The organism is Cryomorphaceae bacterium, assembly GCA_017798125.1.
GTDB lineage: Bacteria > Bacteroidota > Bacteroidia > Flavobacteriales > ECT2AJA-044 > ECT2AJA-044.
On sequence record CP059070.1, the window covers coordinates 2032319 to 2052458 of the forward strand.

The following is a 20140-nucleotide window of genomic DNA, read 5'->3' on the forward strand; positions in this document are numbered from 1 at the left end:
GCGAATATAGCAAATAGAAGATGGAAAAAGCGAAATGCGCCCTTTGTCAGAAAAGATGATTTCTCTAAATTTGCCGTCCGTTTGTCATAGAACGGAAACAGCCAAGGTGAGGTGGGTGAGTGGCTGAAACCACCAGTTTGCTAAACTGGCGTGCGGATTAAACCGTACCGGGGGTTCGAATCCCCCTCTCACCGCAAGAAAGAAACCCGTGCACGCGCACGGGTTTTTTTTGTTGGGCGGACGCCAAGCTTGCTTGTGTGGACGACTAACAAAAAGACAGAATGTTGCTTCGCAACTTCGGTTTCTTTCTTGCTGGTTCCCCCACCTGGGATCACCACCCGGTAATCCCGTTCATTCTCTTGAAGATAATGTTGGCTCAATTCTGATCCCAGACCACTTGGCAATTGATCGGAGTATTCCCTGAACCACTAGGAACCATAGTATAGTTCAAGGTAATAGTGTGGTCTCCTGAGTCTTCAGTGAACGTTGCGGTGCCTTCAATATCCATAAGGCCTGAGCTGGTCGTTACCGACTGTTCGGGTACAATGATCTCCTGCGTTGCGCAAAGTACTTGACCCACTACCAGGGCATTCCCCCAAGCTGGAAAGTTGAACCAGATCTCCAATTCTGTCGGCGACTGAACCACTGTTCCCGAATAAGGGTTATTCGCGGAGCAATTATCATTCACGGTATATCCTCCGAGCATGGCGGCAATACAGGAGGCGTCATTATTTTGGACGTTTACGTAGATCGTCTTGGTGCTCTGGGCCGGTTCATACAGCTCTGAGGACTGAGCCGACCCGGTTACTTCCAGTTCGTAAATACCCTCATCCGCTTGGACGTTCGAGTTTACTTCGATGAGAATATCAGCGAACTGATGGGGTTCGCTGGTTACCGTCCCATTAACGGGTATTGAGGTAGGGCCTAAAATCCGAACGTTAGAATTGGATCTAGATACCGTGAATTTACCGATCAAGTTTGCGGGTAAGGTATTGGTAGTGAAAGAGATAGGGGTAGGTCCATCTGAGGTGTATGTCCCTTCAAGCATTCCTTCTTGACCGATGGACACGTACAAGGTGTCATTGCCGAAGTCGAGCTGTACAGAATTCTCTGATTTATCGGGGTCACAGGAAGACAAGACGCCTAACAAGGCAAATCCTACAAGAATGGAAAGTCTATTTTTCATTTAGTTCGAAGTCCAAGTTGCGGTACAGGTAGTGGGCGGGTCTGAGGATCCGGTCGTAACTAAATCATAGACCATGATGATGGTAATTCCATCCGTGGTTACGGTATAGGTGCCTGTTCCGCTGATGTCCAAGTCTTGTTGACCAGTATTGATCGTTTGAAGTGGAATGGTCAAAGCATCGTTCGGACAGTCCGTGATAGCCGTGATTTGAGCGGTACCCGTCAATTCCATGGTGAAAATAAACTCATTCTCAGAACCAGCCGTAACGATGTCTCCAACAGTTGGCGGGAATCCGGCAGGGGCACAGCTATCGTCGATGGTGTATGAAGCGATAAGGTCATCACGACATGGGTCACCTCCGCCGGTATCATCGATCACGTTTACATAGTAGGTTTCTGTGGTTTCTGCGTCGTCCTGGCTGTTGTCGTAGTACTCGATATAATAAACCTCAAACTCGTACAATCCGTCCGCATCAATGGGTGTGGTAATTTCATATCGGAAGAAGTTGCCGGCCATACTTTCATCGTTGAATGGAAACTGTAAGGTATCGGCGTAGTTTCCCGAATTTGGCCCGGTGAATGCCGTGCCCTCAAAATTTGAAGGGAATCCTATTGAAGAAAAACCTCTGATATTTCCCGCAGGACTGGCGCTTATTTGACCCGTAAATGCGCCGGATTGACCAGGCCCAAGGACTAATGTGTCGGGCGTGTGCGTATAGCTTAGCATTACGTCATCTTCAGCATCTTTAGGCTCGCAGGATGTAATTAGCAATAGGGCAAAGGCTCCTATACTCAGTAATTGAAATTTCATGGAACGTAGATTTTTTGAAATATATGTTTTTTTCTTTTTCCTCTTTTTGGCTGACAAATAAAACACTTATATTTGCGCCCTCGTTCGGGGTATAGCGAAGCCCGGTTATCGCGCCTGCTTTGGGAGCAGGAGATCGCAGGTTCGAATCCTGCTACCCCGACAAAGAAGCCTTCGAGAAATCGAGGGCTTTTTTTTGTCCTGTACTAAGATGATTTTCTTCGAGCGAGCTCTTCGGCGATTCGCTTGCCGTGGACTCGACTATTCTCAATGAACCACTTATGCGTCTCGAGGCCACCACAGACTACTCCGGCGACAAACACTCCCGGTTCATCCGTCTCCATGGTTTCTTCGTTATAAATCGGTGCTTGGGTTTCGTCATCATTTATGCCGACGCCTAAGCTTCGCAAGAGCTTGAAATTGGGTTCGTATCCCGTCATGGCCAGTACAAAGTCATTCTCAATTTCTTGGAGTTCTCCATTTGCATCTCGAAATATGACGCTGTCTTCTTTGATTTCGACTAATTCGGCGTTGAAGTGAGCGGGTATAGACCCCTCTTCAATTCGGTTGATCAAATCAGGACGCACCCAGTATTTGGCTCGCGGTGATATCTCGGGTTCTCGAACGATCATGCTTACTTCGGCGGCGCCTTTTCGCCAGGTTTCCAAAGCCACATCTACGGCCGAGTTCGCTGCTCCTACAACCACGATTTTTTTGCCGAAAAAGGGGTGAGGGTCTTTGTAGTAATGATAGACTTTGGGAAGTTCTTCTCCGGGAATACCGAGTTTATGAGGCGCATCGTAGAACCCTGTCGTGAGCACCACGCATCGCGCCGTGTAGGCGCTCTTCTTAGAACTGACGGTAAATAGGTCATTCTCCTTTTCGACGCGTTCGACACCTTCGTAGGTAAGTACGTTCAGGTTCCAAGCGCTTGTGACACGGCGGTAATACTCTAAGGCTTCGGATCGCGTAGGCTTGGTATTGTGAGAAATGAATGGAACATCACCGATTTCCAACTTGTCTGAAGTGGAAAAGAAGGTCATGTTCTGGGGGTAGTTGTAGAGGGAATTGACCAGTACGCCTTTTTCCAAGATAATATAGCTCAAGCCTCGTCGCTCGCACTCTATTCCGGTGGCCAAGCCAATAGGCCCGCCCCCAATGATGACAACATCTAATGTTTCTTCCATGTAGGTGATAAAGGTAATCGAACAACGGAATATTGAAGGTACGTTTCTCGGTACTTTTCGTGACGCTGTCTTTAGTATCTTGCGGCCCTCAATTAAAGGGCGTTAAAGTCTGCATAGAATGAAGCGAGTACTAGAAATATTTTCAACGGTTATCATTGCCTTATTTCTGTTGTCCCTATTCGGATGGACGGTCAAAGAAATCTCTACGAAGAACAAGAAGTTCGGGTTCATTACAGAACCGGTGAAATTCATGTATTCCTTTCCGGATCTATTCAAACAGTCTGTAGAAGAGGTCAAGACCCTTCCGAAAACCTTCATCAAAACCTATGAAAAGTTCGAGTCGGTGAACGAGCTAGAGAGGGATTTGATTGTCTTATTCTCGCATTCGGAGAATAATGGGGACCGGACTGTGAAGGTCATGAATCTCCGAAATGATTCGGTTTTGAGGAGTTGGACCATTGAAAATCCGTGGGATGAAATTGCTCGAATTGTCAACCCCATTTTGCTGGAGGACGGATCCCTGATCTACAACTACGCTTATAAAGCCAAGCCTGGCCTCATACGCTTGAATCCAGAAGGGGAGATGGTTTGGAAAAATGATTCATTGGTGATCCACCACGGAATGAATCAAAACAAGGACGGCGATATCTGGGCGTGTACGAAAGCTCTTCCTAAGGCTTCAGGTCGTATCTCAATTGGTGACAAGGAAGTTTATTACAACGATTACCGTATTAGTAAGTACAGTTTGGAAACGGGCGAAATGATGTTCGATAAGTCCATCACGGAAATCATGGAAGAGAATGGTTTGGGGAATCATATTTTCAAGACGCCGAATACTAGGGACCCTTGGCATTTAAATGATGTTCAGCCAGCCTTATGGTCGGGTCCCTATTTTGAAGAAGATGACATCTTCATCAGCCTTCGAAACATCTCTATGATTTTGCACTATCGTCCCTCGACGAATGAATTGATCAACTATTTCGAAGGCCCCTTCGTCAACCAGCACGATATTGATATCCTGGATGACAGCACCCTGGTTCTGCACAATAATAACGTGTATGCCGAGCTAATTCTGAAAGGGTTTGAGCCTATGAAGTCCAATATTAAAAAGGCTGTAGATGGCGGGGACTACTATTCCAATATTGTCCGTTATAACATGGCGAGTAAAGCCTTTGACTTTGTAGGTGATTCCATTTTTAAAGCGAATCGAATCTTTACGAAAAGTGAAGGCTTGGTTGAGTTTATCGATCACCAAACGTATTTCGTGGAAGAACAAAACACTGGCTTACTTTGGGTGATTCAAAACGATGAGGTGATCTACAAGAATGTCTTGAAGTCCCAAAACGAAGGGTATCACCATCTTCCGAATTGGACGCGAATCGTATCCTACGAATAAGCCAACTTTAGTCGGCTTCGACCCAGAAAGGAATGTTGGCGTGTGCCACGTGTCCTTGGCCATCTTCGATATATACAAATAGCCTGTACGCGCCGCTCTCAGGAGGAGCTGTGAGCTGTGTAACGCTATCGGCCGGCAGGCTTATTAAGTTTTCAATCCGCTCCGGTACGGGTTCAGGGTCGCCTCCCGTAGCCTTGCTTGTGCTCTCTCTTAGAATTTCCCACCTAAAGTTCAAGGGGTCTTTATCGAAGTCGCTTACTGAGGCTTTGGCGATGTAGGTTTCTCCTTTCTTTAATCGAATATTCTCTTCGGGATCCTTGCCATCCAGTTTGAAATCGTGAAGGCGAGGGCTTCTATTCTCAGGCCACGAACTCTTCCATATTTGGTGCATGGCATCCACTGCTTCAGATTCTTGACCATCGGGCATGAACATCCCGAACCAAGTTGGTGTCCGCTCCTGCTTTTGTCCCCATAGGAAGGCAAATGAGCCCATGACTTGTTCGGATTGACCGGCTATAGACTTCTCGAATCGACTTCGGTACAGGTCTGCTTTAATTGAGCTGGTATTTTCAATAGGTGCTCCCCATTCCGTCTTGGCCACTTCCCAGTAGCCGGTGGCACCCCATTCCGTGACCAGCAAAGGACCTGTATAGCCCGATTCTTCAATGAGTTCGGGTAAGATTTCAATTTCCCCGTACAATTGAACACTTATAAAATCGAGTTCCGGTGCTCGTTCTTGAACTAGCCGAACTACTTCTGGCTTCATGCCGGCGAGTGGGGTAGTGCACAAGTGGTTTCCATCCAGCTCATGAATCATTTTAGCTACATCGTTTACTGCGTCCCATACTTTTGGATTCTCTGAGTGATGATTGAGTTCGTTTCCGATGACCCAGAGGAATAGTGCCGGATGGTCCTTTAAGGCTTTGACCTCAGACTCAACGCGTTTTAGTTGCTTCGCAACTGCGCGCTCGTCGTCGTAGTTGAATCCATGTCGCTCCAGACCCAAATGCAATCCCATAGCCACTTTTAGTCCTAGTTCATCAGCCGCGTCAAGGGTTTCAATCCCTGTACGCTTCTTATTCTTCGTTCTCCAAGTCCTGAAAGAGTTGGCTCCATGGGCGGCTAGGGCCTCCATATTGCCGTATTCCAAGCCAGCGCCTTTTACGTAGAATTCTTCGTCATTTAAATAAATGCGGTAGCCTTCCTCGGTCAGCCGAATTTCTGATATGGTGATGCCTTGGCTCGATTGCTCTTGATTCTTTGGAGCGCAGGAGACTAGAATAAGTAAGGATAGTAAAATAAGAGTGGCTCTTGGAGCATTCATGTTTCGCAAGTTTGATCCGCTCGAAATTACGGATGAAATAGCTTAATACCCCTACTAGTAGCTTCATTCTTATCGCCTTCTCGCCCGAACTACTGAGCTTTCTTATCTTGTCATCAAATGTTTTCGGTGCCTGCCGATTTAAGCAAACCTTCACCTTTCACTGTTACCCGAACAACATAATTCTTCCCTTAGAACATGAGAATGCCTACCGTCCTTTTTCCGCTTTTAGTCGTGCTCTTTTTTGGTTGTCAAACCTCTGAGAAAGAAAGCTCTGGGGAAGCGGAAACTGAAATCCTCTCTTCCAATGACTATCAGGATTTGATTACTTTATTTAGAGACTGGAGAGCCTTTGAAAACCCTCCAAAGCTGGAAGGAGCACCCGATTATCGCCAAGCGACATTCACTAAGAGAATGCCTGCATTTGATCAATTAAGAGCGCGGCATGCAGCGATTGACACTGCAGGCTGGTCAATTCCCAACAAAGTAGATTGGATGGTCGTATGGGCAGAGATGAATGGCTTTGATTTTAACTATCGAGTGCTGAAGCCATGGGAACGCGACCCCGCTTTCTACAAGACTGTTTGGACTTATAAGAGCGATGTACCAGCGCATGAGGGCCCCACGCATCATGAGACCTTGGAATTGTGGACCTATGAATTTCCATTGAGTAATGGTGAACGCAACAGAATGCTCAATGATCTGGCCGTAATCCCACCCTTAAACGCACAAGCTCAAAAGAATCTTACCGGGAATGCCAGGGACCTCTGGATCACGGGGATAAGAGATATCAAAGAGCAGTCAGAGGTACTCGAGAATATGAAAAGCGCAGCAGGCGTAGCTGATGATAGAGACCTTATGTCCGCAATTGAAAAGGCTCAATCTTCTACAATTGAATTGGCAGAATGGCTAGAGGCAGAATCCGATAAGAAGACTGGCCCCTCTGGTATAGGAAAGGATAACTATACGTGGTATTTGCAAAATGTGCATTTGGTTCCACTTACTTGGGAAGATGAGGTGATGGTTCTGAAAAGGGAAGTTGCGCGTGCTTGGTCTGCCTTAAAATTGGAGGAACATCGTAATCGTGATCTCCCCAAACTGGTCGCAGCAGATTCACCTGAGAGCTATGATGAGCTTGCCGATCGCGCAGCAAGGAGTTTGATTGGTTTCTTAGAGGATGAGGATATCGTGACGGTTAAAGATTACTTCGATCCAGCGCTAAGAGAACATTTAGGCAGTTTTGTCCCAGTTGAGACCAGAAATTTCTTCTATATCACTTCTCATTTTGACCCACGCCCGCTTTTCTCTCACTTTTACCACTGGTTTGAATTGGCTAGAATGGAAAAAGAGCCTAACTCCAGTGAGATCAGAAGAGGGCCACTGTTGTACAATATCTTCGATTCACGAAATGAAGGTGTTGCGACTGCAGTGGAAGAAATGTTTATGGATGCCGGCTTATATGATGATGATCCTAGGGTTCGTGAGATCGTCTACATTATGATTGCGCAAAGAGCCGCAAGAGGATTGGGCTCTCTTTATGCCCATGCCAACGAAATGACCATGGAAGAGGCCGGTGGCATACATTCAGAATACACACCTCGAGGGTGGATGAAAACGGAGAAGGAGTTGTTGATCTTTGAGCAGCACTTGTATTTGAGACAACCGGGTTATGGCACAAGCTATATCACTGGAAAGTACTTGCTGGAAGACGCTATGGCGGAGTACGCCCGAATCAAAGAGTTAAATGGTGAGACTTTTGAAGTCGTCGATTTCTTTGACCGTATCAATCGCATTGGAAATATCCCTGTAGCCTTGACCCAATGGGAATTGACGGGTAAGTCCGATCATATGGTCATGATGAAGTGAGTAGGTTTTAGAATATTGTTAGTACATGTCGATGAAAAAAATCACTTTTTGGCGAATATGGTTCGTAACGGCCTTACTCATGGCCCTGACCATTGCGGTTAAAGCTCAGAATGATAAGCTTACTCTTGATGAGCTTTTCTCTTCACCAAAACTGACAGGAACAACTCCTTCGCGACCTGTATGGGCCCTTGATAGCGAACATTTCGCCTTTTCATGGAGTGAACCAGGAACTCCTGGGCGAGGCCTTTGGGTAGCCAACAAAGAGGGAAAAGAGTTGCGACTCATTTCCAGTACGGACTCTCCTTCAGTGCGCGATATTGTCTGGATTGATGCTAACACCATTATCAGCCTAAGGGGAAGGAGCATTTGGCGGACAACCCTGAGCAAAGGAGAAGATTTCGAAATGATGACCTTAGAGATAGGTGCACATGATTTGTCGATTTCACCAAAGGGTGATGAATTGGCCTATATAAGCCAAGGTGATTTGTGGCTCGCTGATCTAGTCAGTAAACAGAATCGCCAGCTCACCAGCATTGGCATTGCAAGTCTCTCGAATTTGGGTAAAGGACGCTACAACCGACCAGAACGAGAAATTGGTCCGGGCATCTGGAGTGGCCCAACGTATAAGTGGTCCCCAGATGGCAAAACGATCGTGATTCACGAAGTGGACAGACGCGAGATGCGCAAGGTGCCCTTTCCAGATTACCTCGCTGACGAAACGAATCCGAATGAAATTCGAAGAAGCTACCCTGGTGATCCTAACGAAATTCGCAGGGTTGGCTTACTTGATGTGGAAAACGGAACTATCTTATATCTTGATTTGCCTGATCCGAGCGCTAATCAGATCATCGACTTTAACTGGTCATCAAAAGGTGCTCTGCTGATTGATGTTGCATCCGACGATGCTGTTACACGTAGATTATTCCTCTTGGCGGAAGGAGAAAGCCAACCACGTGAGATTTGGAAAGGTGTCAGAGAGAGCCGTATGTACACATCTTTTGGCTCTAACTGGCATCCCGACGGGCAGCAGGTCGTATTCTTGAGTGATATGGGTGATCGTTACGGTCTTTATGAGATTGACGCAACATCTTCCGAGAGAGACTCACAACTTTTAACAGATCCATCCTACGATGTGTTGTCTGTACCTCATTTTAGAGGTGAACTCTTGTTTTATGAGGGCAACGGTGTCAATCCGTACGAACAACATGTCTATCGATTGAACGAGTCTCAAAACGAACTTGAGCAGCTAACATTTCTGGCTGGTCGTAACGTTGGCTATCCGTCACCTGATGGCCAGAGCTTGGTGTTCATGCATAGTGACGATACATCACCGCCCGAGCTATACGCAGTTGGCAGTAGGGGCAGTAAAGCCAGGCGAGTAACACACTCGCCCTTGCCGACTTTCACAGGGAGAACCTGGGTGGGTGCAGAATATGTCAGTTTCCCGAGTCTTGTAGATGACTATACACTCCATGCACGGATTCTAAAACCTGCGGACCTGGAGCCCAACATGAAGTATCCCGTGCTTTTTGGGCCTGTGTACTCGAATACAGCAAGAAACCGCTGGGCCGGAAACTACAGCCTTATCCAGCAACTGATGGTCGCGAAAGGATATATTGTTGTGCAAGTAGATTCTCGGGGCAGCAATGGATATGGTCGCGCATTTCGTGAAGAATTCCTTTTGGGCTTTGCAGACCAGGATATAGAAGATTATGCAAGTGCGGTGGCCTACATGGAGTCGCTAGATTTTGTTGATCCAGATCGCATCGGTATCTGGGGTAGCAGTTACGGTGGCACCCTCTCCGTTTATTCACTTTTGAAGAAGCCAGGCTTATTCCAGGTTGGCGTGGCCGCCGCTGCTGCTGTGGACCCAATATTTTTTGGCACAGACGATGTTGCGATTGTCCGTACCCCACAAACACACCCAGAGGTTTTTGAAAGAAAGGCACTCAGGTATGCAGCGAACCTCCAGGACAAACTTTTATTCATCCACGGTATGCAGGATCATGTGGTGCCATTTAAGACCACGACTGTGCTTGCTGAAGAACTGATTAAACAGGGCAAGGACTTCGATTTTGCCTTTGCACCTGGTGCAACCCACGGATGGAGTCGTGAGTCAGATTACGATCGCTATCTCTTTGGTAAGTTGATCGAATACTTCGATCGATACCTGCAGGATTAAGTAAAAACGGATGGCTACTGCCATCCGCTGTTTGCTTGTTCTAGTGATCCCTACAGGATTTTGCCCCTCACGATGCTCGGGGCAAGAATAGGCGGGCTGATCACTATTGCGAGCAAACAGCTCGCTTCGCTCGTATTTTGTTGTCTAGCCTCTGCCCAGAGCAAGCTCGACCTGAATCTAGAGCACAAAAAAACGGATGGCTACTGCCATCCGCTGTTTGCTTGTTCTAGTGATCCCTACAGGATTCGAACCTGTGACCGTCTGCTTAGAAGGCAGATGCTCTATCCAGCTGAGCTAAGGGACCTCGAAGGGGTGCAAAGATAATACATTCATTGCCTTTTCAATACCGAGAAGGCATTTAGGATTAGCAATTATAGAGCATAAAAAAAGGCGCCACGACAAATCACAGCGCCTCTGTAAACTATAAGAGGAGTGTTACTCTACAGGGAATGAGATTCGGGTCGTTGCCCATTCCAAGTGAATCATACCATCTGAAACGCTGTATTTGAGCATCTCAACAGGCTCAATTTCAGTAACAGTAGCTTCTGATTCCAATACGTTTTTCTCCGTATCCAGATTGTATGCCCCCCACTGATCCGCTTGAGAATTAAGCATGATTGGCCAATTGCCCTCTTCTTTGGGCATTGTGAAGAAAGCGTATTTACCTGCAGCTACTTTATTACCGTTGATGGTCACGTCTTCTGTAAAGGTGATCGTAGTCGCTTTGTCGGCCCCTGCGCGCCATACCTTATCGTAAGGAACAAGATCACCAAAAATGGTACGTCCACGTACTGAAGGAGCATTGTAGGTGATGGTCACTCCAACATTACCAATTTTGTCTTGTGTCGTTTGGAACGGGCTCTTTTTGTTTTGTGCTTCGGTAGTCAGTCCTCCTAGAATGAGGAAGAAGGAGAGAAGGGCAGTAATTTTCTTCATTTGAATGAATTTAGTCCGATATGGTTCGGTTCGTTTATGGAATTCGTTCGAACGGATCCTTACTGGACTCATTCTGAACAAGTGATTAACGGACTATCTAACTGAGAATAGCGTTCGTTGTTCAAACCGCTGTTCGAATAGCTTGAGAAATAGCGCGGACTTTTAGCATGAGCTCATTAAATTGATCAAAGTCTAGCGTCTGCTGCCCGTCTGTCGCAGCTTTTTCTGGTCGTTCGTGAATTTCCACGATTAATCCATCGGCACCAGCAGCTACCCCTGCCAAAGCCATAGGAATAACGTGCTTTCGAATGCCAATACCGTGTGAAGGATCGACAACAACAGGCAAGTGTGATTTCTCCTGAAGAATAGGCACTGCATTTAAATCCAAGGTGTTTCTAGATGAGGTTTCAAACGTCCTAATACCCCGTTCACATAGAATGACCTTCTCATTTCCATTTTTAAATACGTATTCAGCAGAGTACAACAGTTCGTCTATGCTTCCGCTAATGCCGCGTTTGATCATCACCGGTTTATCAATTTGACCCAATTCTTCGAGGAGATTGAAGTTTTGGGAGTTGCGAGCCCCGACCTGAAAAATGTCAACGTAGTCCATCATTTCGTCTATTTGACTGGCTTCCATTACTTCGGTGATGATCTTGATTCCGTTTTCACGACAAATGGAATGAAAGAGCTTTAGCCCTTCAATCCCTAAACCCCTGAAAGAGTAGGGGCTGGTTCTGGGTTTATAAACGCCTCCTCTCATGACGGTTACGCCTTTATCCACGAGTTGAGTCACCACCTTCCGTATTTGATCTTCGCTCTCGATACTGCAGGGGCCGGCCATAACGGTCAGACCATTTCCGCCAATAAAATCTCCACCCCCGATGTCAATGGATGATCGCCCGACTTTCCATTTACTGCTGACGAGTTTATGCTTGCCACTAACGCGGTGAAGATCTTCTACGCCGGGCATAGCACCAATTCTACGTATGTCGAACTCCTCCTTGCACAGACAGATGAGGTAGTTGGCTACCTGGGTTCGAACGGGATATGATTCAATACTCAGTTGATTCAATTCACGCACAAGTGCTTGTTCTGATGCGGACGAAATATTGCCTTCAAGTTTTATAATCATGACATCGTGTTGATTTTAGTCATCTTTTCGACGAACTGTTTGCTGGCTGATTCGACATCGTTATGACCGACCAGGGATTTGATAAAGGCGGATCCGATGATTCCGCCGGGTGCATAGGTGTGTACGAGCTCTAAATCGGATGGAGTAGAAATGTTAAATCCAACGAGGACGGGATGCTTCAAGGATAGCTTTCGGATCTTACTGAGGTATGGGACGGCACTTTTGATTCCATCTCCTTTTCCTGTAGTGCTGGATGAGCTTACCGCATAGATAAAGGTGGAGCTAAGCTCGTCAATCCGCGCTATTCGTTCCGGGGAAGTATCAGGAGTAATCAGAAAAATAAAGCTGATTCCGTATTCCTCGAACAGAAGCTTGTATTGCTCCTCGTAAACTTCCAGAGGCAAATCAGGTAGAATGACACCGTCTACCCGGGCCTCCGAGCATTTCAATACGAATTTTTCAAACCCGTATTGGAGCACAGGGTTCAAGTAGCCCATTAATATTTTAGGCATGTCCTCCTTGAACTTATTCACTTGGTCAAAAATGAGGTCCATGGTAATTCCATTCTCCAAGGCGACACTATTGCTCGCTTGAATTGTTGGGCCGTCGGCAATGGGGTCGGAGTATGGGATGCCTACCTCGATCATATCTGCTCCAGATTCGTAAAGCGTGTTCGCAATCTTCGGCAGATCGTGCAGGTTTGGAAAGCCAGCAGTACAGTAGATGTTAAGCAGTTGGGATTTCTTATCCTGGAGTTTCTTCTTCAGCTTATTCATAGACTAAAATGATTCATGTATGTGGCTAAATCTTTGTCTCCTCGACCACTCAAGTTTATGACCACACGGTTACCATGTTCGAGCTTCATCTTACTTAAGTAGGCTAGGGCATGAGCGGTTTCCAATGCAGGAATAATACCCTCGAGTCTCGAAAGGAAAAGAGCGGCTTCTAAGGCCTCTTGATCCGTTACGCTGTCGTATTGGACCCGTCCTTCTGAATGAAGATGTGCGTGCCATGGCCCAATCCCAGGGTAGTCCAACCCGGCCGAGACGCTATGCGGTTCTACAACTTGACCTTCCAAGGTTTGCATCACATAGGTCATGGATGCATGCAGTACGCCAGGGGTTCCTAGAGCAAGAGTTGCTGCGGATTTTCCAGAAGTGACGCCTTCACCTGCAGCTTCTACACCAATGAGCTTTACGCTTTCGTCTTCAATAAAGTGATAAAAGGCCCCGATGGCATTCGATCCTCCGCCTACACACGCGATGACATGGGTGGGGTCTCCCACCAATTGGTTTGTAATCTCTTGCGAAATGACAGACTGCAAACGGGCCACTAGATCCGGGTAGGGATGTGGCCCCACTACTGAACCAATGATGTAGTGCGTGTCCGTTGGATTGTTGATCCAGTCTCGTATAGCTTCGTTTGTTGCGTCCTTAAGCGTCCGGCTGCCACTCGTAGCAGAACGAACTTCGGCACCGAGCATTTTCATTCGTGCTACATTCGGAGCTTGACGTTCAATGTCCTTTTCACCCATATAAACGATGCATTCCAAGCCCTTGAGCGCACAAACAGTGGCGGTGGCGACACCGTGTTGTCCAGCCCCAGTCTCTGCAATTATTCGCTTTTTACCGAGCTTTTCGGCGAGGAGAACCTGCCCTAGGGTGTTGTTCACTTTGTGCGCACCGGTATGACAGAGGTCTTCACGTTTGAGATAGATTTCGGCCCCGAAGTGCTCGCTCAGACGCTCTGCTAAGAATAATGGAGTGGGTCGCCCAACATATTCGTTTAACAAAGCATGAAACTCTTCTTGAAATGATGCGGAAGAGAGAAGCTCTACGTACGTATCTTGTAGTTCATGAACATTGGGATATAGCATTTCAGGAATGAATGCTCCACCGAACGATCCATAGAATCCTTTTTGGTCAATGGTGTATTTCATACTGTCCTAACTTGATTGATCAATTCTTTTGAGGCATCAATATCTTTGAGCCCCGGTGCTGTTTCTAGCCGACTATTGGCATCCACCCCCGCCAAATAGCTCAATTCTAAATCTTTAATTTCTTCGATGTCATTTTCGCTGATTCCGCCGCTTAGAAGGAAAGGGGTTGACAGAGGATACCTCTTGAGTAAGTCCCAATTGAAGTGCTTTCCACTGCCACCGCGGTTTGCTGTTCGCGTATCAAATAGAAAATATTCGACGTACGGCTCATAACTTTTCAGCGTATCAAATGGAATTTCTAGACCTACAGAAATTGCTTTGATGATTCGGATTCCTCCTTCGGCCAATTGACAGCAATAATCAGGGGTTTCATCACCATGCAGCTGTACAAAATCAAAATCGTACTCCCTCGTAATTCGTTCGACTTGTTTCATGTCTTCATTGACAAATACGGCAACCTTTTCTACGGTGGCATCAACCTCCACAAGAGCAAGAGGAATGCCCTCAAAATCAACGAATCGGGCTGATTTCTCATAGAAGATGAAGCCCATCAAATTGGGTTTGAGAGCAGAAATTGCCTTGATGTTATCCGGATCCCGCATGCCGCAAATTTTGACAATCATTTGTGGTCATTTATTTCTTTGACAAGACGAGCACATGCTCGCTCGGGCTGAGCGTGCTGCATAAAGTATCCCCCAATTAAGAAGCCTTGGAATCCAACTTCCTTTAATGTCAAGACTTCCTTTGCCGACTTTATGCCACTTTCGCTTATCCGACAAAAGTGATCTGGAATTAAGGACGACAAACGAATACTGTTCTCGATGGATGTTGAGAAGGTCTTGAGGTCTCGATTATTGACACCGACCAAATTCAGATGCTCGTTCAGATGATCTTGAATTTCGATTTCATTGTGGACCTCGAGAAGAACTTCTAACCCTAGACTACGAGCGAATCCGGCCAGGGATTTAGACTGTTGAGGGCTAAGAGCTGCAGCAATCAATAGAATGCAATCGGCTCCACTGCTTTTTGCTTCAATAATCTGATACTCAGAAACAACAAAGTCTTTTCGTAAAATGGGACAGTAGTTGAATTTCCGGGCGACCTCAACGTCTTTAAGACTTCCGCTAAAGTACTTGGAATCGCTCAGCACACTCAAGGCCGAAGCTCCGGCCTGCATATAGCCGATGCTGAGCTGTTCTACATCCACATGCTCATGCAGAGTTCCCGTACTGGGTGAAGCGCGTTTGATTTCTGCTATGATTCCAACCTTATCAGGCCTTGTGATGTACTGCTTCATGGAAACACAATCCGTTTCGAAGAAAATGCTCTTCTCTAGGAGTTTAACAGGTCGAATCTCCTTGCTTTCAGCAACTTCAGCGCGTTTATGAGCGATGATTTCGTCTAGAATATTCATGATTTGATAAGGCGTTTAAATACGTTCAAGGCGTTTCCACTTGTCAGTGACTCCTGGGCCATTACACGACATTCTTGAAGAGACTTCTGTGGGTTTGCCGATGAAATGGCTAAGGAGCTGTTTGCAATAACCACAGCATTTTGAGCATCTGTTCCACTCCCTTCGAGGATATTCATAAAAATGGCAGCAGCCTCCTTTACGGATTGTCCTCCGTGCAATGCTTCAGGTTGAAGTGTTTCTGCTCCAAAGTCGTCAGGGTACAGAACCATGTCTGATTGAGGAGAAAGGACCTTGCTTCCGGAGGTTAGTGAAATCTCGTCGTATCCGTCTAAGCTGTGTACAATCCGATAGTCTATGTCTGTTTGCTGATACAGGTAATGATATAGACGAAGAAGCTCTAGAGAATAAACCCCGACAAGCTGTCGTTTTGGCCGAGCGGGATTGACCATTGGTCCGAGCATATTGAAGAAGGTATGAACACCCATGCTTCGTCTGATAGGAGCTACGGCCTTCATGGCCGGATGAAATAAGGGAGCGTGCAGAAAGCAAATTCCCACTTCCTCAATTTGCCTTTGAAGCTCACCTTCATCGCCCGTAAACTGATAGCCCAAGTATTCCATGACATTGGAGGAGCCGCATGAAGAACTAACCGCGTAGTTTCCATGCTTTGCCACTCGAACACCCGCTCCGGCGGTGACGAATGACGATAAGGTGGAGACGTTGAACGTGTCTTTGCCGTCCCCTCCGGTTCCGCAAAGATCAACGGGGTTGTAGGCTTCTAAATCGACAGGGCTGGCCAATTCCAATAGAGCTTCCCGGAAACCACTCAATTCTTGAACGGTAATTCCACGTACTCTGAAGACGGTTAGAAATGCGGCAACCTGAAAGGGATCGAACTTCTCAGCCGAAATCTCTGTGAGCAGATCCTTGGCCTCGACTTGAGTCAGTGTATTGTGTTCGAATAAGTACTGTAGCGTATCCTTCATGTTCAGAGCTCTGTAAAGTTTTGAATGATTTCCTTCCCAAGAGGAGTCAGAATGCTCTCCGGATGGAATTGGACCCCGTAGGCATGAAGTCCTTCTGCTTCAAGGGCCATGACGCTTCCCTCTTTATCGGCCGCAGTAATTTTTATATGCTCAGGAAGTCGGGTTCCTTTGACTTTCCAAGAGTGATATCTCCCGGCCTGAAAGGTTTGAGGCAATCCGTTCAAGAGGACAGAAGATCCGGTCCGGAAAATCTCTGTGCCCACCCCGTGATAGACTTTGTCCATATTCTCGAGCTCAGCCCCCAAGCACTCGGCAATGGCTTGGTGGCCCAGACAAATACCGAGAAGAGGCTTTTTTCCTAGATACTTTGAAATGATTTCAGGCATATGCCCGGCTTCCTCGGGAATTCCCGGTCCAGGTGAAAAGAGGATCTTCTCAAATTCAGCTGCTTGAGCAACCGAAATTTTGTCGTTTCGAAAGACTTGGTGAGGCACCTCTAGTTCTCTCAAGATGTGCACCAAGTTGAAGGTGAAGCTGTCGTAATTGTCTAAGACGAGAACGCTCATATTTGCTCTGCTTTTTGAATGGCCTTGCGCATAGCCGCCACTTTATTATCCACTTCTTGAAGCTCGTTTTGAGGAATACTCTCCACAACGACACCAGCACCCGCTTGGAAAGTCAAAGTGTTGTTCTTACTCAGCACAGAGCGAATGATAATCGCGTGATTTACGGAACCGTCAAAGCCGAAAAAGCCAATGGCACCGCCATAGAAGTTTCGGGTGTCACCCTCTTGATCATCAATGATTTGCATCGCCCGGTACTTTGGGGCGCCGGACAGTGTTCCGGCTGGAAAAGTATCGGCAAAAACACGAAGGCCACTTGCGCCTGTTTGCAGAGACCCTTTAACCTTACTCACCATATGAATGACGTGGGAGAAGTACTGGATCTCGGCACATTCTTCGACTTCTACAGCATCAGAATGTCTAGACAGATCATTGCGCGCTAGATCCACCAGCATCATGTGCTCGGCGTGTTCTTTGGGATCCGCCTTTAATCTTTCTGCAGCCTCAGCATCTGACGTGCTATTTCCCGTACGAAGTGCCGTACCTGCAATGGGGTCAATGGACGCGGAACCCGAAGAAACCTGCAATTGCGATTCAGGAGATGAGCCGAATATTTTGAAGCTGCCGTAGTCGAAATAGAAAAGGTAGGGACTAGGATTAATACTCCTTAAGCTTCTATAAACGTTGAAATCATCGCCGCGGAAGCCTTGGTGAAAAGAACGCGAGAGAACCACTTGAAAGACATCTCCACGTTGGCAGTGCTGAATTCCTCGTTCAACCATTTTCAAGAACTCCTCGGGTTCCGTGGAACTTGATTCTTGGCCGATCAGCTCAAAAGAAAATGGCGCACTGTGATTGATCCTCAGCAAGGACTTCAGGCGAGTAAAGGCTTCGTTAGAGGGCTCCAAATCTTCAGAGCCATGCTGTACCAAGTACAGTTCGTTCTTAAAGTGATCGATAACAATCACGAACTCGAACAGCTGATACTTGAGGTCAGGATTGTCCTTTTGCGTGCTGGGGCGATTCACCAACTCGAGATCTTCGAAGTACTGAACCGCCTCGTAGGCGGAATAACCAAACAAACCTTGGGTATGGAATGGAAGTGAGGAGGCAGATGGGCTAAACGACTGAATAAATCCTTCCAACAAGGGCAAAAGCTCTTCTTTTTCTTCCAAAGTCAGTATTTGCTCTTTTTGATCGGGGTATTCCATCCGTACTTCCAAGCCACGAGCTTCGAAACCGGCCATGGGCTGCAGGCATATGAAGCTCAAGCTGTCGGCTTTTGAGTGGTAATCCGAGCTTTCAAGCAGCAGACTATTCGGGAAATGATCCCGAAGCTTGAGGTAGATGCCTACGGGCGTCTGCGTATCTGCGAGCAGCCGCTCATGTATTTGATGTATGTGGTAGTTCTTCATTTTAGGGCATAAAAAAAGCCTGCGAGAAGCAGGCTTTGAATTCGTTTATGTGCATACGTTTAGCGCTTCTCTTCAGGATTGAAAGAAGTCCACCACCAGTTATTTGAAATAGTTCTGTTCATATGCTGGGATAAAAGTAAATCACGAAACATGGATCCGCAAGCACTTTTCGAAAAAAAATGAAAGTTTGTCTTAATCATATTGAAAATCAGAGAATTAGCCTTCTTCAGAACCCTTGAGATCCTGCAAAAGTCCGCTGACATCTGCATCGACATCAGCCAATTTCTTTTGACAAAACTCCAACAACTGCTTCGCGCGTTTCACTTTCTCTGTGAGTTGGTCGACGGTAACGTCGTCGTTTTGAAGGTCGCTTAAAATTGCCTTGAGCTCCTCATAGGCTCGCTCATAGTTCAGTTCTTCGCTCATCGATTTGGGTAATAGTACTGGTAATTTTCTTGTTTATCGTTTCGGTGATCATTTCATCGCCGACCTCAACTTCCGTATCCTTCTTCAACCATGCCCCGTTCACTCGAGTCATGGTGTATCCGAATTGAAGAACTTGGTCCGGAGCTACGGCCCTTAGCCGATAAAGCAAATAACCGAGTTGATCTTGTGCCCTTTGTATTCTGAGCGGTGCCCAGTGCATCAATTGCTCACGAATGAGTCGAAGCTCTCGGGGTGCTTCTGTCAGAAGTCGCTCTCCTTCAAGGGCAATGAGGCGTTTATTCTTTTCCAGGCCCTCACGGGCCGTTGCTACTCTTTGCTGCCCCAACCGAGCCAACAGCTGAGTATCTGTGCCGAGTTGCATCTTTTGCCACTGCAGCGCAGTGCGCGGTTTTTGCTTTAGGATGGAATGCGCCTCCTGAAGACGCGATGATTCCCGATGCCGAACCACCTGTATGGCGGCCTGTAAGGACTCATTCAGATGATTGAGGCGACCAAGGAAATCTGATGCTCGATCAATGAAGTAGTAGGCTAGGGCAGTGGGGGTTTTCACGGATGTATGAGCAACCATATCCGCCACGCTGACATCGGTTTCATGGCCTATTCCCGTCATGACTGGAAGCGGGGAACGAGCAATGGCCAAGGCCAAGGGTTCTTGATTGAACAGATCTAGGTCAATCTTTGAACCACCACCTCTGAGGAGTGCGATGCATTCGTAGTCCTTGAGCTGTGCTTGTTCCAGAGCGGAGATAATTTCTCCTTGAGCTTTTTCTCCTTGAACGAGGGTTGGGAATACGTCGACCCTAAAGTCAAAGCCCCATTCGTTGGTCTGAAGCTGTTGCATGAAGTCTTGAAGTCCAGCACTATCCGGAGCTCCGATAAGCGCGATGCGTTGGATGACTGGGGGGACGGAAAGCGCCTTGTTGGTGTGGAGATGGCCATCGCGCCGTAGGCGCTCAATAGTTTCACGCTTGCGTTTTTCCATGTCGCCCAATACGGCACCCAGGTCAATTTGAAGAACGGTCAGACTCAGGCCAAAACGCTTGCTGAATTGGATTCCGGCGCGGAAGACGATTTCAGTACCGGGCTTCATGAGTGGTTCAAATTCGGACCCGAGCTCCTTTCGGATGGAATCTAGAGCTGTCTTCCAAATCATACCGCGCATTTCTGCCCGGACGACTTCTTCATTGGCGTCGACCAAGTTCAAGTATGCGTGACCACTGGGGGCAATACGGAATTCAGAGATTTCGGCACGAATCCAGAAAAACTTGTCCCCATAAAATTGCTGGATCATGCGTTCCAGGCTGGAACTGATCTCTTCGAGGCGATAAATTTTCTTTTCGTTTTGCGTCTCCGGCATCTG

General features: G+C 47.0%; 18 protein-coding genes and 3 tRNA genes. 5 read left to right on the forward strand and 16 right to left on the reverse strand.

The window, feature by feature from the left end:
* The first annotated feature begins 105 nt into the window (after positions 1-105).
* Positions 106-194 (forward strand) — tRNA-Ser (locus HZ996_08930).
* 182 nt (positions 195-376) lie between these two features.
* On the opposite strand, the gene HZ996_08935 is transcribed toward HZ996_08930, so the two are convergent.
* Positions 377-1186, reverse strand: coding sequence for a hypothetical protein (locus HZ996_08935; protein QTN39258.1), 810 nt, complete (start codon positions 1184-1186; stop codon positions 377-379).
* Positions 1187-1996, reverse strand: a complete 810-nt coding sequence (locus HZ996_08940) for a hypothetical protein (GenBank protein QTN39259.1) — start codon at positions 1994-1996, stop codon at positions 1187-1189. It lies immediately after the preceding gene.
* 85 nt (positions 1997-2081) lie between these two features.
* Between HZ996_08940 and HZ996_08945 the strand changes: the two genes are divergently transcribed.
* A tRNA-Pro gene (locus HZ996_08945) sits at positions 2082-2156 on the forward strand.
* A 43-nt stretch (positions 2157-2199) separates the two neighbouring features.
* On the opposite strand, the gene ypdA is transcribed toward HZ996_08945, so the two are convergent.
* The gene (gene ypdA, locus HZ996_08950) at positions 2200-3180 is read right to left on the reverse strand and encodes a YpdA family putative bacillithiol disulfide reductase (protein QTN39260.1); all 981 of its coding nucleotides are present in this window, start codon (positions 3178-3180) and stop codon (positions 2200-2202) included.
* A 118-nt stretch (positions 3181-3298) separates the two neighbouring features.
* Here ypdA and HZ996_08955 point away from each other — a divergent pair, with 118 nt between their 5' ends.
* Positions 3299-4576 carry a hypothetical protein gene (locus tag HZ996_08955; protein QTN39261.1) on the forward strand — a complete coding sequence of 426 codons (1278 nt, stop codon included), beginning with the start codon at positions 3299-3301 and terminating at the stop codon, positions 4574-4576.
* 7 nt (positions 4577-4583) lie between these two features.
* On the opposite strand, the gene HZ996_08960 is transcribed toward HZ996_08955, so the two are convergent.
* A complete protein-coding gene (locus HZ996_08960; GenBank protein ID QTN39262.1) occupies positions 4584-5900 on the reverse strand; it encodes a hypothetical protein in 1317 nt (438 codons plus the stop codon).
* A gap of 195 nt (positions 5901-6095) precedes the next feature.
* On the opposite strand from HZ996_08960, the gene HZ996_08965 reads away from it, so the two are divergent.
* A complete protein-coding gene (locus HZ996_08965; GenBank protein ID QTN39263.1) occupies positions 6096-7763 on the forward strand; it encodes a hypothetical protein in 1668 nt (555 codons plus the stop codon).
* Between the two features lie 31 nt (positions 7764-7794).
* Positions 7795-9945, forward strand: a complete 2151-nt coding sequence (locus HZ996_08970) for a S9 family peptidase (GenBank protein QTN40029.1) — start codon at positions 7795-7797, stop codon at positions 9943-9945.
* A 230-nt stretch (positions 9946-10175) separates the two neighbouring features.
* Here HZ996_08970 and HZ996_08975 read toward each other — a convergent pair.
* The 12 genes from HZ996_08975 to xseA form a co-directional block, all read right to left on the reverse strand.
* Positions 10176-10249 (reverse strand) — tRNA-Arg (locus HZ996_08975).
* Between the two features lie 131 nt (positions 10250-10380).
* The gene (locus tag HZ996_08980) at positions 10381-10881 is read right to left on the reverse strand and encodes a DUF2911 domain-containing protein (GenBank protein ID QTN39264.1); all 501 of its coding nucleotides are present in this window, start codon (positions 10879-10881) and stop codon (positions 10381-10383) included.
* Between the two features lie 121 nt (positions 10882-11002).
* A complete protein-coding gene (aroF, locus tag HZ996_08985; GenBank protein ID QTN39265.1) occupies positions 11003-12016 on the reverse strand; it encodes a 3-deoxy-7-phosphoheptulonate synthase in 1014 nt (337 codons plus the stop codon).
* Positions 12013-12792 (reverse strand): tryptophan synthase subunit alpha, encoded by a 780-nt coding sequence (locus tag HZ996_08990; protein QTN39266.1) that lies wholly within the window; start codon positions 12790-12792, stop codon positions 12013-12015. The genes aroF and HZ996_08990 overlap by 4 nt, the downstream gene beginning before the upstream one ends.
* The gene (trpB, locus tag HZ996_08995; protein QTN39267.1) at positions 12789-13955 is read right to left on the reverse strand and encodes a tryptophan synthase subunit beta; all 1167 of its coding nucleotides are present in this window, start codon (positions 13953-13955) and stop codon (positions 12789-12791) included. The genes HZ996_08990 and trpB overlap by 4 nt, the downstream gene beginning before the upstream one ends.
* Positions 13952-14578, reverse strand: coding sequence for a phosphoribosylanthranilate isomerase (locus HZ996_09000; GenBank protein QTN39268.1), 627 nt, complete (start codon positions 14576-14578; stop codon positions 13952-13954). The genes trpB and HZ996_09000 overlap by 4 nt, the downstream gene beginning before the upstream one ends.
* Complete coding sequence (trpC, locus tag HZ996_09005; protein ID QTN39269.1) at positions 14575-15369, reverse strand: indole-3-glycerol phosphate synthase TrpC; 795 nt, start codon at positions 15367-15369, stop codon at positions 14575-14577. Before trpC ends, HZ996_09000 begins: the two co-directional genes overlap by 4 nt.
* The gene (trpD, locus tag HZ996_09010) at positions 15366-16355 is read right to left on the reverse strand and encodes an anthranilate phosphoribosyltransferase (protein ID QTN39270.1); all 990 of its coding nucleotides are present in this window, start codon (positions 16353-16355) and stop codon (positions 15366-15368) included. Before trpD ends, trpC begins: the two co-directional genes overlap by 4 nt.
* A 2-nt stretch (positions 16356-16357) precedes the next feature.
* A complete protein-coding gene (locus HZ996_09015) occupies positions 16358-16921 on the reverse strand; it encodes an aminodeoxychorismate/anthranilate synthase component II (protein QTN39271.1) in 564 nt (187 codons plus the stop codon).
* Positions 16918-18333 (reverse strand): anthranilate synthase component I family protein, encoded by a 1416-nt coding sequence (locus tag HZ996_09020; protein ID QTN39272.1) that lies wholly within the window; start codon positions 18331-18333, stop codon positions 16918-16920. The genes HZ996_09015 and HZ996_09020 overlap by 4 nt, the downstream gene beginning before the upstream one ends.
* Positions 18334-18549: 216 nt before the next feature.
* On the reverse strand, positions 18550-18759 hold the full coding sequence (gene xseB, locus HZ996_09025) for an exodeoxyribonuclease VII small subunit (GenBank protein QTN39273.1): 210 nt from the start codon (positions 18757-18759) through the stop codon (positions 18550-18552).
* Entirely contained in the window at positions 18737-20137 is a 1401-nt protein-coding gene (xseA, locus tag HZ996_09030; GenBank protein ID QTN39274.1) for an exodeoxyribonuclease VII large subunit, read from the reverse strand. The genes xseB and xseA overlap by 23 nt, the downstream gene beginning before the upstream one ends.
* Between the last annotated feature and the right edge of the window lie 3 nt (positions 20138-20140).

Bases quoted from the DNA above. Each gene is read 5' to 3' on its own strand.
- HZ996_09000 (QTN39268.1), bottom strand. From the start codon at position 14,578: ATGATTGTCAAAATTTGCGGCATGCGGGATCCGGATAACATCAAGGCA.
- HZ996_08935 (QTN39258.1), bottom strand. From the start codon at position 1,186: ATGAAAAATAGACTTTCCATTCTTGTAGGATTTGCCTTGTTAGGCGTC.
- HZ996_08960 (QTN39262.1), bottom strand. From the start codon at position 5,900: ATGAATGCTCCAAGAGCCACTCTTATTTTACTATCCTTACTTATTCTA.
- trpD (QTN39270.1), bottom strand. From the start codon at position 16,355: ATGAAGGATACGCTACAGTACTTATTCGAACACAATACACTGACTCAA.
- ypdA (QTN39260.1), bottom strand. From the start codon at position 3,180: ATGGAAGAAACATTAGATGTTGTCATCATTGGGGGCGGGCCTATTGGC.
- HZ996_08940 (QTN39259.1), bottom strand. From the start codon at position 1,996: ATGAAATTTCAATTACTGAGTATAGGAGCCTTTGCCCTATTGCTAATT.
- xseA (QTN39274.1), bottom strand. From the start codon at position 20,137: ATGCCGGAGACGCAAAACGAAAAGAAAATTTATCGCCTCGAAGAGATC.
- HZ996_09015 (QTN39271.1), bottom strand. From the start codon at position 16,921: ATGAGCGTTCTCGTCTTAGACAATTACGACAGCTTCACCTTCAACTTG.
- HZ996_08955 (QTN39261.1), top strand. From the start codon at position 3,299: ATGAAGCGAGTACTAGAAATATTTTCAACGGTTATCATTGCCTTATTT.
- aroF (QTN39265.1), bottom strand. From the start codon at position 12,016: ATGATTATAAAACTTGAAGGCAATATTTCGTCCGCATCAGAACAAGCA.
- HZ996_09020 (QTN39272.1), bottom strand. From the start codon at position 18,333: ATGAAGAACTACCACATACATCAAATACATGAGCGGCTGCTCGCAGAT.
- xseB (QTN39273.1), bottom strand. From the start codon at position 18,759: ATGAGCGAAGAACTGAACTATGAGCGAGCCTATGAGGAGCTCAAGGCA.
- trpC (QTN39269.1), bottom strand. From the start codon at position 15,369: ATGAATATTCTAGACGAAATCATCGCTCATAAACGCGCTGAAGTTGCT.
- HZ996_08970 (QTN40029.1), top strand. From the start codon at position 7,795: ATGAAAAAAATCACTTTTTGGCGAATATGGTTCGTAACGGCCTTACTC.
- trpB (QTN39267.1), bottom strand. From the start codon at position 13,955: ATGAAATACACCATTGACCAAAAAGGATTCTATGGATCGTTCGGTGGA.
- HZ996_08965 (QTN39263.1), top strand. From the start codon at position 6,096: ATGAGAATGCCTACCGTCCTTTTTCCGCTTTTAGTCGTGCTCTTTTTT.
- HZ996_08990 (QTN39266.1), bottom strand. From the start codon at position 12,792: ATGAATAAGCTGAAGAAGAAACTCCAGGATAAGAAATCCCAACTGCTT.
- HZ996_08980 (QTN39264.1), bottom strand. From the start codon at position 10,881: ATGAAGAAAATTACTGCCCTTCTCTCCTTCTTCCTCATTCTAGGAGGA.